This window comes from Cupriavidus sp. SS-3, from assembly GCF_035818815.1.
GTDB lineage: Bacteria > Pseudomonadota > Gammaproteobacteria > Burkholderiales > Burkholderiaceae > Cupriavidus > Cupriavidus taiwanensis_C.
Map to the genome: position 1 here is coordinate 52,694 of NZ_JAYLVT010000002.1, position 15,703 is coordinate 68,396.

Here is a 15,703-nt window from a genome sequence, read left to right on the forward strand (position 1 = left end):
GTGGAGCGGGCAGCAGCGGGTAGCGGGCGCCAGCCGTTATTTTCGATAGAGATCGCTGGCCAGGTAAACCCGCCGCAGCTGGCGCGCCCCCACCAGCAGCACGGCGCAGGTCGGCAGCGCCAGCAGCACGCCGAAGAAGCCGAACAGCTGGCCGAAGGCGAGCAGCGCGAAGATCACCACCAGCGGGTGCAGGCCGATGCGCTCGCCGACCAGCCTTGGCGTCAGGTAGAAGCTCTCGATGAACTGGCCGAAGCCGTAGACCACCGCCACCGCGGCCAGCCCGTACCAGTTGCCGAACTGCAGCAGCGCGGCCAGGACCGCCATGACCAGCCCGACACCAAAGCCAATATACGGGATAAACACCGCCAGCCCGGTGAAGACCCCGACCGGCACGCCGATATCGAAGCCGGCGATGGTCAGCCCGATCGAGTAGATCGCCGCCAGGATCACCATCACCAGGATCTGGCCGCGCAGGTATTGCGACAGCAGTGCGTCGGTCTCGTTGGTCAGCTCGCGCACCTTGGGCACCCAGCGGCGCGGTACCACGCCCTCGATGCGGCGCATCACCATGTGCCAGTCCATCATCAGGTAGAACATGACGATGGGCACGATGAAGACGATGCCCGCCACCGCGATCAGCGCCGAACCCGACATCTTGACGTAGTTCAGCAGCACCACCAGCAGGTCTTCCGGGCTGGCCGCGAAGCGGTCCGACATCATGTTGCGCAGGCCGGGGAAGTCGAAGCGTACGCGCACGCCGAACTCGGCCAGCCGCGGCGACACCACCGAATTGAGCTTCTTCAGCAGGATCGGCAACTGCTCGCGCACCTGCGGGATCTCGCGCTGGAGCACCGCGATCAGCAGCAGCACCAGCATCACGCAGACCACCGTCAGCAGCAGGATCATCAGCGTCACGCCGATCGCGCGCGGCACCCGGCGGCGCTGCAGCCAGTCGACGCCGGGGTTCAGGATATAGGCGAAGATGAATGCGAACAGGAACGGCGTCAGCACCGGCGCCAGCGCGAGGATGGCGGCGAACAGCGCCACGGCCACGACGATCCACAGCAGGATGCGCTTGGCCTCTTGGTTCAACAGCGGGGCATTCATCAAGGGTTGGGAGGGGGCGGCAGCGCCGTTTGCGGCGCGATCTCGCCGGAAACTGGAAGCGGGGGGCCTCTATCCGTTAAAATTGCGATTCTACTGGACTCGCGCCCGCCTTCCGATGCCAAGCGACGGAGGCGACGGTGGCCCGAGAGCCGAATTCCTCACTTTATTTCCTCCAGGACAAGCAGGTTCCCATGAGCGCATCCCCGACCGCCGGCCAGGCAGGCCTTTCCTACCGCGACGCCGGTGTTGACATCGATGCCGGCGACGCGCTGGTCGACCGCATCAAGCCGTTCGCCAAGCGCACCATGCGCGAGGGCGTGATGGCGGGCATCGGCGGGTTCGGTGCGCTGTTCGAGCTGTCGAAGAAGTTCCAGGAGCCGGTGCTGGTGTCGGGCACCGATGGCGTGGGCACCAAGCTCAAGCTGGCGTTCCAGCTGAACCGCCATGACACCGTGGGCCAGGACCTGGTCGCCATGAGCGTCAACGACATCCTGGTGCAGGGCGCCGAGCCGCTGTTCTTCCTCGACTATTTCGCCTGCGGCAAGCTGGACGTCGACACCGCCGCCACCGTGATCCAGGGCATTGCCCGCGGCTGCGAACTGGCCGGCTGCGCGCTGATCGGCGGCGAGACCGCCGAAATGCCGAGCATGTACCCGGACGGCGAATACGACCTGGCCGGCTTTGCCGTCGGCGCGGTCGAGAAGAAGAAGATCATCGACGGCAGCACCATTACCCCGGGCGACGTGGTGCTGGGCCTGGCCTCGTCGGGCGCGCATTCCAACGGTTACTCGCTGGTGCGCAAGATCATCGAGGTGGCCAGGCCGGACCTGAACGCCGACTTCCACGGCCAGCGCCTGCAGGACGCGATCATGGCGCCGACGCGGATCTACGTGAAGCCGCTGCTGTCGCTGATCGAAACCCTGCCGGTCAAGGGCATGGCCCACATCACCGGCGGCGGCCTGACCGAAAACGTGCCGCGCGTGCTGGCGCAGAACGTGACGGCCGTGCTGCATCGCGATGCCTGGACCCTGCCGCCGCTGTTCCAGTGGCTGCAGGCGCAGGGCCGCGTGGCCGACGACGAAATGCACCGCGTCTTCAACTGCGGCATCGGCATGGTGGTGATCGTGGCCAAGGAAGACGCCGAACGCGCCATCCGCCACCTGCAGGCCGCCGGCGAAGCCGTGTGGCAGATCGGCGAGATCCGCGAACGCGCCGAGGGCGAGGCCCAGACCATCGTGATCTGACGCGAACTCAGCGTTTCACACATACAGAAAACGGCGCATGCCTTCGGGCATGCGCCGTTTTTTTCGTCCGCACGCGCTGGCGGATAGCGGGTTAGGTGTTTACCCGAACTCGGTGCCGCCATGTGGTGGACGGTGCCGCTTTAGTGCATCGCACCAAATTCCAGCATGCATATGCACCATTTCTGACAAACAATATTTCTCTTGATTGTATGGCGGTTTATGGCCTAATGTACTGAGCAAAGACGAGGCACACGCATGCCCGTCCGGAGACAACCCAGCGCGCATCCGGCGACCGGTGCGCAGCGGGCAGGCCAGGGACCATTGGAGGACCACCATGCAAGCAGTCAGCATCGACGCGGCGGAAAAAGGCACGTCGGCCAGCAAACAGTCAGTCGCGCGCGTCGCCGGGGCCAGCCTGGCCGGCACCACGCTCGAGTTCTACGACCATTTCATCTACGGATCGGCCGCCGCGCTGGTCTTCCCCAAGCTGTTCTTCCCGCAGAGCGATCCGCTGACCGCGACGCTGCTGTCCTTCGCCAGCTATGGCGTGGCGTTCGTGGCGCGGCCGCTGGGCGCGGCCATCTTCGGCCACTACGGCGACAAGATGGGCCGCAAGTCGATCCTGATCATCACGCTGCTGATGATGGGCCTGGCCACCTTCGGCATCGGCCTGCTGCCGACCTATGCCGCGGCCGGCGCGCTGGCGCCGCTGCTGCTGGTGCTGCTGCGCGTGGTGCAGGGCCTGGCGCTGGGCGGCGAGTGGGGCGGGGCCGCGATCATGGTCAACGAACTCGATCCCGAAGGTAAGCGGCGCGGCATGCTCGGCAGCCTGGTGCAGCTGGCGGCGCCGATCGGCCTGCTGCTGGCCAACGGCATCTTTGCGCTGGTGACGTGGCAGGTATCCGAAGAAGCCTTCCTCAGCTGGGGCTGGCGCGTGCCGTTCCTGCTGTCGGCGCTGCTGGTCGGCGTCGGGCTGTATATCCGTTCCAACGTGCGCGAATCCGGCATGTTCGAGAAGCTGGAGGAATCGCATGCCGAAGCGCGCGCACCGATCATGGAAGTGCTGCGCAACTACAAGAAGCAGCTGCTGATCGCGTTCGGCGCGCGGCTGGGCGGCGATATTGCCTTCTACGTGTTCACGCTGTTCCTGCTGTATTTCGTGCCGACCAAGCTGGGCCTGCCCAAGAGCATCGCGCTCAATGCCGTGCTGCTGGGCGCGGTGGCGCAGATCCTGTTCATCCCGATCGCCGGCCTGCTGGCTGACCGTATCGGCCGCCGGCCGGTGCTGATGATCGGCGGCATCGGCGGCGCGGTGTGGGCGTTCGTGTTCTTCGCCATGGTCAAGACCGGCAGCCCGGCGCTGATCATGCTGGCCTCGTTCGTCGGCATGGTGCTGGTGTCGTTCATGTTCTCGCCGCTGGCCTCGTTCCTGCCCGAGCTGTTCGCCACCCGGGTGCGCGTCACCGGTGCCTCGCTCGGCTTCCAGTTCGCCGGCGTGTTCGGCGGCGCGCTCGCTCCGCTGATCGCCGTGGGCCTGCTCGACCGCTTCGGCAACACCATGCCGGTGGCGCTCTACCTGGCAGCGGTGTGCGCGCTGATCGCGGTGGCGGCGTTCGCGGCGCGTGAAACCGCGCGCATGCACCTGTCCGACGCCGACCGCTGAAGCGCGGCCGCTCTCCTTGTCCTCACAACCAAACCGTACCGTGAAACAGTTCGACGTCATCATCCGCAACGGCACCGTCGTCACCGCCAGCGACACCATGCAATGCGATATCGGCATCGCCGGCGGCCGCATCGTGCAGCTCGGCCTTGACCTGGGCGAGGCCGCGCAGGTGATCGACGCCGGCGGCAAGCTGGTGCTGCCCGGCGGCGTCGATGCGCACTGCCACCTGGACCAGCCGATGCCGGACGGGCTGCGCATGGCGGATGACTTCCGCACCGGCTCGGTCTCGGCGGCGTGCGGCGGCACCACCACCGTGATTCCCTTCGCCGCGCAGGAGAAGGGCCATTCGCTGCGCGCCGCGGTGGCCGACTACCATCGCCGCGCCGGCGGCAAGTCGGTGGTCGACTACGCCTTCCACCTGATCGTGGCCGACCCGACGGAGGCGGTGCTGAACGACGAGCTGCCGGGCCTGATCCGCGAAGGCTATTCGTCGTTCAAGATCTACATGACCTACGACGACCTCAAGCTGAACGACCGCGAGATCCTCGAGGTACTGTCGGTGGCGCGCCAGGAAGGCGCGCTGGTGATGGTGCATGCCGAAAACTCCGACTGCATCGCCTGGCTCACCGACAAGCTCGGGGCGGCCGGCAATACCGCGCCGAAGTTCCACGCGCTGGCGCGGCCGATGGCGATCGAGCGCGAGGCCACGCACCGCGCCATCACGTTCTCCGAGCTGGTCGACGTGCCGATCCTGATCGTCCATGTCTCGGGCAAGGAGGCGGTCGAGCAGATTCGCTGGGCGCGCAACCGCGGCATGAAGATCTTTGCCGAGACCTGCCCGCAGTACCTGTTCCTGACCGCCGAAGACCTCGACCAGCCCGGCTACCACGGTGCCAAGTGCGTGTGCAGCCCGCCGCCGCGCGACCGCAGCAACCAGCAGGTGATCTGGGACGGCCTGGCCGACGGCCTCTTCACCATCTTCTCGTCCGACCATGCACCGTTCCGCTACGAAGACGCGCAGGGCAAGAAGCCCGGCGGCCAGGAAGTCCCGTTCCAGTACATCCCCAACGGCATCCCCGGACTCGAGACGCGGCTGCCGCTGCTGTTCTCGGCAGGCGTGGTGGGCGGCCGCATCTCGGTCAACCAGTTCGTCGCGCTGACCTCGACCAACCCGGCCAAGCTCTACGGCCTGCATCCGCGCAAGGGCACCATCGCCATCGGCGCCGATGCCGACCTGGCGATCTGGGACCCGCAGCGCGAAGTGACGATCCGCAATGAGGGGCTGCACCATGCCGTCGACTACACCCCCTACGAGGGCCTGCGCGTGACCGGCTGGCCGGTGACCACGCTGGTGCGCGGCAAGGTGGTGGCGCACGAGGGCGAGGTCATGGCCGAGGCCGGCCACGGCGAGTTCCTGCCATGCGGCCTGCCCGAAATGGCGCGGCCGCGCTACCGCACTTCGGGCGGCAGCCTGTGAACGCCGCCTTGCGTGATCGATAGCTTGACCGACACTGTAGACATGGAACTGACCAATCGCCTCGACGCCGCCACCATCGCGGCCCGCGTCGCCGCCGGGCGCCTCGACCCCGCCGAGGTGGCGGCGGCCTTCCAGGCCCGCATCGCGGCGCGCAACGACCAGCTCAACGCCGTCTTCGAACAACGCCAGGAACTGGTCGATGCCGACCTGGCGCAACTGCGCGCGCGCCTGGCGCAGGGCGAGCGCCCGCTGCTGGCGGGCGTGCCGGTGATCGTCAAGGACGTGATCTGGAGCCAGGGCCGGCGCGTGACGCAGGGCTCGCAGCTGTACCGCGACTTCATCGCACCCGCCGACGCGATCGCGGTCGAGCGCCTGCGCCGCGCCGGCGCGATCGTGCTCGGCATGGGCAACACCTCGGAGTTCGCCTGCAAGGGGCTGACCACCAACAAGGTCTACGGCCTGACGCGCCATCCGCTCGACCCCACGCTGACCGCGGGCGGCTCGTCGGGCGGTTGCGCGGTGGCGGTGGCGGCCGGGATGGCGCCGCTGGCGCTGGGTACCGATGGCGGCGGCTCCAGCCGGCGTCCGCCCGCGCACGCCGGCGTGGTCGGCTTCAAGCCCTCTTACGGCGCGATTCCGGACTCGGTCGGCTTCGCCCATGCCTTCAACGGCATCCAGGTGATTGCGCCGATCACGCGCACCGTGGCCGATGCCGAGCTGATGTTCGAGGCGCTGGCCGGCGCCGATCCGCGCGACCCCGACACCCTCGGCTTCTCGCTGGGCGCGGCGCGGCCGCTGCATACGCTGAAGATCGCGGTCAGCCCGCGCCTGGGCCTGGACACGCCGGTCGACGACGATGTCGCGCAGGCTTTCGACCAGGCCGTGGCCCGCCTGCAGGCCGCGGGGCTGAGTATCGAGCGCGCCGACCCGGCGTGGCCGCAGGGCGCCGACGAGGCCGCGCTGATGCCGCTGCAGCATGTCGGCCTGGCCCATCTCTATGGCGATGCCTGGCGCCGCGACCCCGAGGTATTCGATGCCGACGTCGCGCGCCAGATCGAGCGCGGGCTGGCCTGGACCGGCGCCGAGGTGGCGCGCGCGCGCGAAGCCAGCCGCCAGATCGCGCTGGCGGTGGCCGCCTTCTTTACCCGCTACGACCTGCTGCTGTGCCCTACCACGCCGTGCGTGGCCTGGCGCAACGACCGCCTCGGGCCGGAGCGCATCGGCGGCGTGGCGGTGGAGCCGCGCGCCCACGCGGTATTCACGCCCTTCTTCAACCATGCGCTGGCGCCGGCGATCTCGGTGCCTTGCGGCAGCGGCCGCGACGGCCTGCCGGTGGGCCTGCAGATCGCCGGCCCGCGCGGTGCCGACCGCAGCGTGCTGGCCGCTGCGAAGCTGGCCGAAAACGTGCTGGCGTCCTTAGTCAACCCTGCCTGATCCCCTGACATGCGAATCCTTGTTCTGAACCCCAACACCAGCGAAGGCATCACCGCGCGCCTGATGGCCGCCGCGAACGAGGCCGCCGCGCCCGGCACCGAGCTGGTGCCGCTGACCGCGAGCCGCGGCGTGCCGTATATCGCCACCCGCGCCGAAGCGCAGATCGGCGGCGCCATCGCGCTGGAAATGCTGGCCGAGCATCACGACCAGTTCGACGCGGCGGTCATCGCCGCCTTCGGCGATCCGGGCCTGATGGGGGCGCGCGAGCTGTTCGACCTGCCCGTGGTGGGCATGGCCGAGGCGGCGATGCTGTCGGCGTGCATGCTCGGGCGGCGCTTTGCCATCGTCACCTTTGCGCGCGCGCTGGGCCCCTGGTACGAGGAGTGCGTCGACATGCACGGGCTGCGCGGCCGGCTGGCCGGCATCCGCATGCTCGACGGCAGCTTTGCCTCGGTGTCGGACGTGCAGGAAGAGAAGGAAGCCGTGCTGGTGGAACTGGCCAACCGCGCCGTGGTGGAAGACGAGGCCGACGTGGTGATCCTGGCCGGCGCGCCGCTGGCCGGCCTCGCCGCGCGCGTGCGCGACCGCATTCCGGTGCCGGTGGTCGACCAGATGGCCGCCGCCGTCAAGCAGGCCGAGGCGCTGGTTGCGCTGCAGCCCCGCAAGGCCACCGCGGGCACCTTCCGCCGCCCCGACGCCAAGCCCACGCTGGGTTTGCCGGCGGCGCTGGCGGCGCGCATCGAGCACCGCTAAGCCGCGCCGCGGCTTGCTTTCAGGTGAACGCCGCGGTTCAGACCGCGGCGAACACCGCTTCCAGGTCCACCTTTTCTTCGGCGGGCAACTCCAGGCGCAGCGTGCTTTCGACGTGGCCGAGGTGCTCGCTCATCAGCCGCGCGGCGCGTTCGCCGTCGCCGGCTTCCAGCGCATCGACGATATCGTCGTGCTCGTGATGCGGGCACGACGGCACGCCCGGCGCGTCATACAGCGCAATGATCAGGCAGGTCAGCGAGCACAGCTCGCGCATGTACTTGCCCAGGTACTGGTTGCCCGTCATTTCCGCCAGCTTGCAGTGGAACTCGCCCGACAGCCGGATGATGGCGCGGCGGTCGTTGCTGTCTCGTGCCTGCGCTTCCTGGCGCGTGGTCTCGCGCAACGCGCGCACGCCCCCGGCGCTGATCGCGCCGGCCAGGTCGCGCACCAGCGCGGGCTCCAGCAGGTGGCGGGAATGCAGCACCTGGCGCGCTTCGGCCACGCTCGGGCTGGAGACGAAGGTGCCACGGTTGGGATGCACGGTCAGCACACCCTCGTGCGCCAGCTTGGCGAAGGCCAGCCGCACCTTGGTGCGGCTGACGCCGAATACCCCGCCCAGCTTTTCCTCGACCAGTTTCGTGCCCGGCGGCAGGCGGTGCTCCCAGATCGCGGTCAGGATTCGGTCCGCGATTTCCTCGACCGATGCGCCGCGCGCACCGTCCGCGTCGGTCTCAGGGAGTCCTTCGGTGGGCCTGGCGGCCGGTTCGGCTTTGGTGCGTGGCATGGCGGTTGGCGCGGTCCGGAAAAAAGACAGTTGTTGCTGTCATTGTATGGCGGTTTCGGATCAAGTGTATAACACCGCTGGTGGACCGGTTGCCGCCTTACTTCCCGCCGAGCTGCTCCAGGGCCGTGCCGGTCACGCGGCAGATGCGCCAGTCAGGGAGCACGTCGGCGCCCATGGCCTGGTAGAAGTCGATCGACGGCTGGTTCCAGTCCAGCACCGACCATTCGAAGCGGCCGCAGCCGCGCTCGAGCGCGAGCGCGGCCAGATGCTTGAGCAGGGCCTTGCCCAGGCCGTGCCCACGCCACGCCGGATCGACATACAGGTCTTCCAGGTAAAGACCGGGCTTGGCCAGGAAGGTAGAGAAGTTGTGGAAGAAGAGGGCAAAGCCGACCGCCTTGCGGCCCGCCTTGCCGTCGACATCGGTGTCGACCTCCACCAGCACGGCCTCGGCATGCGGCGTGGCGCCGAACAGCGCCGCCTCGATCTTCCGCGGCGTGGCTTCGACCAGATGGGTCAGCTTTTCGTATTCGGCCAGCGCCAGGATCAGGTTGAACAGCGTTTCGCTGTCGGCGGCGGTGGCGGGGCGCAGCGTGAAGTTGGGCTTGGACATGCGGGTCGGCCTTGCGAGGTCAGGGATCGGCAATTATCGCCTGTCCGTCACTCGCCACGCCAGCCGGCATGTCGCCGGATCAGTGGCCGAAATCCGCCAGCCTGCGCACCTGGTCGACATAATCGGGCGCCAGGCAATCGACCACCAGCCGCTCGGGCGTGCTGCGCAGCCACGTCAGCTGGCGCTTGCACAGCTGGCGCGTGGCGGCGATGCCGCGCTCGCGCATGGTGGCAAAGTCGGCCTCGCCATCCAGGTATTCCCACACCTGCCGGTAACCGACGCAGCGGATCGACGGCAGCCCCGGATGCAGGTCGCCGCGCGCGCGCAGACGCTCGACCTCCCCGATAAAGCCTTGCGCCAGCATGGCGTCATAGCGCCGGGCGATGCGGTCATGCAGCGCCAGCCGGTCCGACGGCTCGAGCGCGATCACGCGGTAGCGCTGGTCGGCCGCGCCGGCAAAGGTGCGGCCCTCGGCCTGGCGCGCCAGCAGCGCCGACATCGGCTGGCCCGACAGCCGGTGGATCTCCAGTGCGCGCTGGATGCGCTGCGCATCATTGGGTGCGAGCCGCGCCGCGGTGACCGGGTCGACCTCGGCCAGCATCGCATGCAGGGCCGGCCAGCCGCGCTCGGCGGCGAGCTGGTCCAGCTCGGCGCGCAGCGCGGCGTCGGCCTGCGGCAGGTCGTTGAGACCCTGCGTCAGCGCCTTGTAATAGAGCATGGTGCCGCCGACGATCAGCGGCACGTGGCCGCGCGCGCGGATCTGCGCGACCAGGCGCTCGGCGTCGGCGACAAACTGCGCGGCCGAGTAGCTGTCGGCCGGGTCGATGATGTCGATCAGGTGATGCGGCGCCGCGGCCAGTTCGTCGCGCGTGGGCTTGGCGGTGCCGATATCCATCTCGCGGTACACCAGCGCCGAGTCCAGGCTGATGATCTCCACCGGTGCGTCGGCCGCCAGCGCCAGCGCGGCGGCGGTCTTGCCCGACGCGGTAGGGCCGAGCAGGCAGACCACGGGCGGGTGCGAGGCGGAATCGTGGGGTACGGCGGACATCGAAAACCTTGGATCAAAAGATGCGAGCGCGCTTATTGCCCGCGCAGGAACAGCCGGTCGAGCTCGGTCACGGTCAGCTGCACCCAGGTGGGCCGGCCGTGGTTGCACTGGTCGGCGCGCTCGGTCTGCTCCATCTGGCGCAGCAGCGCGTTCATTTCCTCGACCGTGAGCTTGCGGTTGGCGCGCACCGCGCTGTGGCAGGCCAGGGTCGCAAGCAGTTCGTTGCGGCGCTCGGCCAGCACGCGCGAGCCACCGTAGGCGTGCAGGTCGCGCAGCACGTCGCGCGCCAGCGCCTCGGCATCGGCCTGCTGCAGCAGCGCCGGCACCGCGCGCACCGCCAGCGTGGTGGGCGACACCGGGGCGATATCGAAGCCCAGCAGCGTCAGCGTTTCCTGGTGTTCTTCGGCGACGCCGATCTCGACCGGGCTGGCGGGCAGCGTGACCGGGAGCAGCAGCGGCTGCACCGCCAGCTCGCGCGCGTCCAGGGCGGCCTTGATCTGCTCGTAGAGGATGCGCTCGTGCGCCGCGTGCATGTCGACCAGCACCAGCCCGCGCGCATTCTGCGCCAGCACGTAGATGCCGTGCAGCTGGGCGATGGCATAGCCGAGCGGGTGTTCGTCGGCAGTGCCGATGTGGTCGGACGCCGTTGCAGCCGGCAGCCGGTCCAGCAGGCCGGGCGGATCGCCGGCGCGCGCCGCCTCGACGTCGGCCAGCCATGCCGGCGGTTGCGGCGACGCGCCGGCCCAGCCGCCGGAGGGCGTGGCGGGCGCGCCGTATGGGCGTGCCACCGGCGCGGTGGCCTCGCGCACCATGCCCAGGTAGGCCTGGCGCGGCTGGGCGATGCCCAGCTCGGTCTGGCGGGCCGCGGAATAATTGATCCATTGGCCCGGGCCGCCAGCGCCAGGCCGCGCTGCGGCCGCTGGCGGTACGGCGCCCGGCGGCAGCGTGAGCTCGCCGTCGGCATCGGTATGCAGGCTGTCGCCGTTGGCGCCGGCCTGGCGTGCCAGGCAGCGCTGCACCGCGTGGTAGACAAACTGGTGCACGGCGCGCGATTCGCGGAAGCGCACTTCGATCTTGGACGGATGCACGTTGACGTCGACCATCTCGGGCGGCAGGTCCAGGCACAGCACGTACGACGGGAAGCGGTCGCCGTGCAGCACGTCCTGGTAAGCGCTGCGCACAGCATGGTTGAGCAGCTTGTCGCGCACGAAGCGGCCGTTGACAAAGAAGTACTGCTGGTCCGGCCGCCCGCGCGAGGCGGTGGGCAGACCGGCAAAGCCGTACAGGCTCAGGGTATCGGCGTGCTCGTCCAGCGCCAGCCGGGCGCGGGCGAAGTCGCTGCCCAGCACCTGCGCCGTGCGCGTGGCGACGTCGCCGGCATTCCAGTGCTCCAGCGGCTTGCCGTTGTGGTGGACCGAGATGGTCACGTCCGGCCGTGCCAGCGCCACGCGCCGGACCATCTCCAGGCAGTGGCCCAGCTCGGTTTGTTCCGTCTTGAGGAACTTTCTGCGCGCCGGCGTGTTGAAGTAGAGGTGCTGCACGTCGACGGTGGTGCCTACACCGCCGGAAGCGGGTTGCAGCGCGCCGGAGTCGGCGCTGACCTGGGTGGCATGGGCATCCGCCGCGGTGCGGCTGGTCAGCGACATCTGCGACACGGATGCGATCGAGGCCAGCGCCTCGCCGCGGAAACCGAGGGTCAGCACCGATTCGAGTTCGTCGAGCGAGGCGATCTTGCTGGTGGCGTGCCGCATCAGCGCCACCGGCAGCTCGGCGGCGGGAATGCCGCAGCCGTTGTCGGTGATGACGATGCGCCGCACGCCGCCTTCCTCCAGCCGGATGCCGAGCTGCGTGGCGCCGGCATCGAGCGCGTTTTCCAGCAGTTCCTTGACCACGGACGCCGGGCGTTCGACCACTTCGCCGGCGGCGATCTGGCTGATGAGCTGGTCCGGCAGCGGCCGGATCGGGCGCGGCTGCTGGGTGGTGCGCAAGGCAGTGCTGGAAGGGGAGGCTGGCATCCGGCGATTATACGTGGACGTTCCCCCACGCAGACGGGTTGCCGAGGTGGGGGAAAGGCGCCGCCGCTCTTGTATGATTCAGGCGATGGCGGCGCGGATCCGAGATCGGCGCCGCATGGGAATAAACCGTCAAACCACCACACGGGGAACGACTTGGATCTCGCTTTGCAGCTCATCGACATGCTGGTGCATGTCGACAAATACCTCGGCACGGTCATCGACCAGTACGGCCACTGGGTCTATGCCATCCTGTTCCTGATCGTTTTTGCCGAGACCGGGCTGGTGGTGCTGCCGTTCCTGCCGGGCGACTCGCTGCTGTTTATCGCCGGCGCCTTCTGCGCGACCGGAGCCATGAACGAATGGGTGCTGATCGGCCTGCTGCTGGTGGCGGCCATTTCCGGCAATACCGTCAACTATATGGTGGGCAACTGGATCGGGCCAAAGGTGTTCGACCACCAGTGGCGCTTCCTGGACCAGGATGCCTTGCGCCGCACCCATGACTTCTATGAGCGGCACGGCGGCAAGACGCTGGTGATGGCGCGCTTCGTGCCGATCGTGCGCACCTTCGCGCCGTTCGTGGCTGGTGTGTCGCAGATGACCTTCGCGCGCTTCCAGATGTTCAACGTGATCGGCGCCGTGGCATGGGTGGTCGGCCTGGTGTTTGCCGGCTACTTCTTCGGCAACCTGCCGTTCATCCGCCAGTACCTGAACCTGATTGTGCTGGCCGGCATCGGCGCGGCCGTAGTGCCGCTGGTGCTGGGGGGGCTGTGGAAGCTGGTGCGCGGCAACCGCCGCCGGCCTACGCGCGTCGAGCGCTGAGCCGCCCCGGTTGAGCAGCCTCAGCTGAGGCTGCGGCTCATCATCCGCAGCGCGGGCATGCGCTCGCGGATCTGGCCGATATCGGCGGCGTCCGGGCGGGCCTGGACATAGGCTTCCAGGTCGGCGAGCGCGGGGCGGAAGCACTCCAGGTTGGCATAGGCCAGGCCCCGGTCGCGCACTTCCTCGATGGATCCCGGCAGCAGGATCACCAGCCGGTTCTGCACCGCCAGCAGCCGCTGCCAGCGCGATTCCTGCAGATAGATCGCCTTCAGGTTGCGCAGCATGCGCGCGATGATCTCGCGGTGGCTGGCCGCGCGCAGGAACAGGCCCAGCGGCACCTGGCTGGCATCGCTGATGCCCTCGCGCTCCAGGTATGGGTCCAGCATCTCCTGCAACTGTTCCTTCGACAGGGTCTCGCCGGTGAGCGGGTCCAGTATCACCTCGCCGGCCGGGATCGTCATGCGCAGCAGGAAATGGTTGGGAAACGACACCCCCTTGAGCGGCAGGCCGATCTGCTGGCCCAGTTCCATATGCAGCACCGCGAGCGAGATCGGGATGCCGCGGCGCTGGCGCAGCACCACGTTCAGGTACGAGTTGTCGGGGTCGTAGTAGTCGTTCGCGTTGGCGCCGAAGCCCAGATCGCGATAGAAGAAATGGTTCAGCAGGCGCAGCCGCTGGATCGCGGGGGTGCCTTCGGCAATCCGGCGCTTCAGCCGCAGCGCCAGCACGTCCAGCGCCGCCAGTTCGCCCTGCAGGTCCAGGTCGGGATAGGCGTCCTGCGCGATGGAGAGCGCGGTCTCGGTCAGCGGGATGCCGTTTTCGTCGGCCACGAGGCTGGCGAAATAATCCAGGACTTTGGTCGATGTCATGTCGGTTTCCCGGTGCAGCCGCCGGCACCGCGCGCAGCGTGGGTCACCAATGCCAGGCGCTCAGCCGGCAATGGCAGTTGCCGCTGACCCATCAGCCGGCCCGGCGCCTGAAGGCAGAGTAGCGCAGTCCCATGAGCCACAGTGTACCGAAGTAGACCACCGCTGCAAGTACCAGGCACGAAGCCAGCAGCGCGATGCGCAGCAGCGGCGTCGCCCCCAGGCCGATCCAGTCGAAGTTGCGCGCGAACCAGAGCAGCATGCCCGACAGCAGCAGCACCGAAGCGCTCAGCTGCGCGAGGAACAGCCACCAGCCCGGCGCCGGGCGGTACAGGCCGCGCCGGCGCAAGCCGTAGAACAGCAGCAGCGCGTTGAGCGTGGCCCCGGCGCTGATCGACAGCGCCAGCCCGGCATGGCCGATCCAGGGCACGAAGGCCACGTTGCAGGCCTGCGTGATCACCAGCACCAGCAGCGCGATCTTGACCGGCGTGCGGATATCCTGCCGCGCATAGAAGCCCGGCGCGAGGATCTTGATCGAAATCAGCCCCATCAGGCCCACGCCGTAAGAGACCAGCGCCTGGCGCGTCATCTCGACCGCATGGGCGTCGAACTTGCCGTAGTTGAACAGCACCGCGGTCAGCGGCGCGCCGAACACGAACAGCCCGACCGCGCACGGCACGGCCAGCAGGAACGTCAGGCGCAAGCCCCAGTCGAGCAGGCTCGAATACTCGGCGTGGTCGCCCGAGGCGTTGGCCCTGGACAGGCTGGGCAGCAGGATCGTCCCCAGCGCCACGCCCAGCAGCGCGGTCGGGAATTCCATCAGGCGGTCGGCATAGGTCAGGTACGAAACGCTGCCCGCCGCCAGCCGCGAGGCGATATTGGTGTTGATGATCTGGCTGACCTGCGCCACCGACACTGCCAGCAGCGCCGGCCCCATCTGGCGCAGGATGCGGCGCACGCCCGGGTCAGACCACGCCGCGCGCAGGTTGAAGCGGATGCGCGGCATCACCCCCAGGCGCCGCAGCGCCGGCACCTGGATCGCCAGCTGCAGCACGCCGCCGATCAGCACGCCCCAGGCCTGCGCGTAGATCGGCTGCTCCATGTGGGGGCCGACGAACAGCGCCGCCACGATCAGGCACAGGTTGAGCAGCACCGGCGTAAAGGCCGGCACCGCGAACTTGCGCCAGGTATTGAGGATGCCCGACGCCAGCGCCACCAGCGAGATCAGCCCGATATACGGGAACATCACCCGCGTCATGAACACGGCCGCGGTATAGGTATCGGCCTGCCCGCGAAAACCCGTGGCGACCACCGTCATCACCAGCGGCGCACCGATCACGCCCAGCAGCGACACGGCCATCAGCACCCAGGTCATCACGGTGGCGACGGCATCGATCAGGGCCTTGGTCGGGGCATCGCCGCGCTTGGCGTGGTATTCGCCCAGGATCGGCACGAAGGCCTGTGAAAACGCGCCTTCGCCGAAAATGCGGCGCAGCAGGTTGGGGATGCGGAAGGCCACGTTGAACGCGTCGGTCATGTCCGACGCGCCGAAGGCGCGGGCGATCAGGATCTCGCGCACCAGGCCGGTGACGCGCGAGAGCATCGTCAGGCTGCTGATGGTGGCGAGCGCTTTGAGCAGGTTCAAGGTGCGGACGGGTGCGGGACGGGTGGGCCGGTGCCAGGGGCGCCGCGGGCTCTTTGAGACGCGGTCCGGGCAGTAAAGTTGCCGGCGCGCCACGTGGCCCGGCACAATGTGGCGCTTATTATACGGATCACGCTGCGTGGCCCGGCCTGCGCCGGCAAAGTCCCGGCGGTCTTGTCACATGCTCCGGCATCTGTGTATAATTGCCGATTCACAAGGACAGTTGCGTTCCGGATTCGTGTGT

At 68.5% G+C, this 15,703-nt stretch carries 13 protein-coding genes; 6 read left to right on the plus strand and 7 right to left on the minus strand.

What is annotated here, in order from left to right:
* Positions 1-36: 36 nt before the first annotated feature.
* Entirely contained in the window at positions 37-1,107 is a 1,071-nt protein-coding gene (locus U9J39_RS03585) for an AI-2E family transporter (protein WP_326346548.1), read from the minus strand.
* A gap of 191 nt (positions 1,108-1,298) precedes the next feature.
* Between U9J39_RS03585 and purM the strand changes: the two genes are divergently transcribed.
* The 5 genes from purM to U9J39_RS03610 all read left to right on the plus strand — a co-directional run bounded on the left by purM (position 1,299) and on the right by U9J39_RS03610 (position 7,678).
* Entirely contained in the window at positions 1,299-2,351 is a 1,053-nt protein-coding gene (gene purM / locus U9J39_RS03590; RefSeq protein WP_115681061.1) for a phosphoribosylformylglycinamidine cyclo-ligase, read from the plus strand.
* A 334-nt stretch (positions 2,352-2,685) separates the two neighbouring features.
* Positions 2,686-4,014 carry an MFS transporter gene (locus U9J39_RS03595; RefSeq protein WP_115710704.1) on the plus strand — a complete coding sequence of 443 codons (1,329 nt, stop codon included), beginning with the start codon at positions 2,686-2,688 and terminating at the stop codon, positions 4,012-4,014.
* Positions 4,015-4,054: 40 nt separating this feature from the next.
* A complete protein-coding gene (hydA, locus tag U9J39_RS03600) occupies positions 4,055-5,491 on the plus strand; it encodes a dihydropyrimidinase (protein WP_326346549.1) in 1,437 nt (478 codons plus the stop codon).
* Positions 5,492-5,533: 42 nt separating this feature from the next.
* The gene (locus tag U9J39_RS03605; RefSeq protein ID WP_115710700.1) at positions 5,534-6,925 is read left to right on the plus strand and encodes an amidase; all 1,392 of its coding nucleotides are present in this window, start codon (positions 5,534-5,536) and stop codon (positions 6,923-6,925) included.
* 9 nt (positions 6,926-6,934) lie between these two features.
* Positions 6,935-7,678, plus strand: a complete 744-nt coding sequence (locus tag U9J39_RS03610; RefSeq protein ID WP_326346550.1) for an aspartate/glutamate racemase family protein — start codon at positions 6,935-6,937, stop codon at positions 7,676-7,678.
* 37 nt (positions 7,679-7,715) lie between these two features.
* Here the strand turns inward: U9J39_RS03610 and U9J39_RS03615 are convergent, their stop codons facing one another.
* From U9J39_RS03615 to mutL, 4 genes are all read right to left on the minus strand, one after another.
* Entirely contained in the window at positions 7,716-8,459 is a 744-nt protein-coding gene (locus tag U9J39_RS03615; protein WP_115681056.1) for a GntR family transcriptional regulator, read from the minus strand.
* 97 nt (positions 8,460-8,556) lie between these two features.
* Positions 8,557-9,069, minus strand: coding sequence for a GNAT family N-acetyltransferase (locus U9J39_RS03620; RefSeq protein ID WP_116313029.1), 513 nt, complete (start codon positions 9,067-9,069; stop codon positions 8,557-8,559).
* Positions 9,070-9,148: 79 nt separating this feature from the next.
* Complete coding sequence (gene miaA, locus U9J39_RS03625; protein WP_115710697.1) at positions 9,149-10,117, minus strand: tRNA (adenosine(37)-N6)-dimethylallyltransferase MiaA; 969 nt, start codon at positions 10,115-10,117, stop codon at positions 9,149-9,151.
* A 32-nt stretch (positions 10,118-10,149) separates the two neighbouring features.
* A complete protein-coding gene (gene mutL, locus U9J39_RS03630; protein WP_326346551.1) occupies positions 10,150-12,132 on the minus strand; it encodes a DNA mismatch repair endonuclease MutL in 1,983 nt (660 codons plus the stop codon).
* Between the two features lie 165 nt (positions 12,133-12,297).
* On the opposite strand from mutL, the gene U9J39_RS03635 reads away from it, so the two are divergent.
* Complete coding sequence (locus tag U9J39_RS03635) at positions 12,298-12,951, plus strand: VTT domain-containing protein (protein WP_018007966.1); 654 nt, start codon at positions 12,298-12,300, stop codon at positions 12,949-12,951.
* A 20-nt stretch (positions 12,952-12,971) separates the two neighbouring features.
* Here the strand turns inward: U9J39_RS03635 and U9J39_RS03640 are convergent, their stop codons facing one another.
* Together U9J39_RS03640 and murJ are read right to left on the minus strand one after the other, a co-directional pair.
* Entirely contained in the window at positions 12,972-13,820 is an 849-nt protein-coding gene (locus U9J39_RS03640) for a SirB1 family protein (protein ID WP_062801644.1), read from the minus strand.
* Between the two features lie 91 nt (positions 13,821-13,911).
* Positions 13,912-15,462, minus strand: coding sequence for a murein biosynthesis integral membrane protein MurJ (gene murJ / locus U9J39_RS03645; RefSeq protein ID WP_116313027.1), 1,551 nt, complete (start codon positions 15,460-15,462; stop codon positions 13,912-13,914).
* Positions 15,463-15,703 lie beyond the last annotated feature (241 nt).

What these genes read in the sequence shown, in the direction of transcription:
- purM (WP_115681061.1), top strand. Translation starts at nt 1,299, where the DNA reads ATGAGCGCATCCCCGACCGCCGGCCAGGCAGGCCTTTCCTACCGCGAC.
- U9J39_RS03595 (WP_115710704.1), top strand. Translation starts at nt 2,686, where the DNA reads ATGCAAGCAGTCAGCATCGACGCGGCGGAAAAAGGCACGTCGGCCAGC.
- U9J39_RS03640 (WP_062801644.1), bottom strand. Translation starts at nt 13,820, where the DNA reads ATGACATCGACCAAAGTCCTGGATTATTTCGCCAGCCTCGTGGCCGAC.
- U9J39_RS03620 (WP_116313029.1), bottom strand. Translation starts at nt 9,069, where the DNA reads ATGTCCAAGCCCAACTTCACGCTGCGCCCCGCCACCGCCGCCGACAGC.
- U9J39_RS03605 (WP_115710700.1), top strand. Translation starts at nt 5,534, where the DNA reads ATGGAACTGACCAATCGCCTCGACGCCGCCACCATCGCGGCCCGCGTC.
- miaA (WP_115710697.1), bottom strand. Translation starts at nt 10,117, where the DNA reads ATGTCCGCCGTACCCCACGATTCCGCCTCGCACCCGCCCGTGGTCTGC.
- U9J39_RS03610 (WP_326346550.1), top strand. Translation starts at nt 6,935, where the DNA reads ATGCGAATCCTTGTTCTGAACCCCAACACCAGCGAAGGCATCACCGCG.
- mutL (WP_326346551.1), bottom strand. Translation starts at nt 12,132, where the DNA reads ATGCCAGCCTCCCCTTCCAGCACTGCCTTGCGCACCACCCAGCAGCCG.
- U9J39_RS03585 (WP_326346548.1), bottom strand. Translation starts at nt 1,107, where the DNA reads ATGAATGCCCCGCTGTTGAACCAAGAGGCCAAGCGCATCCTGCTGTGG.
- U9J39_RS03615 (WP_115681056.1), bottom strand. Translation starts at nt 8,459, where the DNA reads ATGCCACGCACCAAAGCCGAACCGGCCGCCAGGCCCACCGAAGGACTC.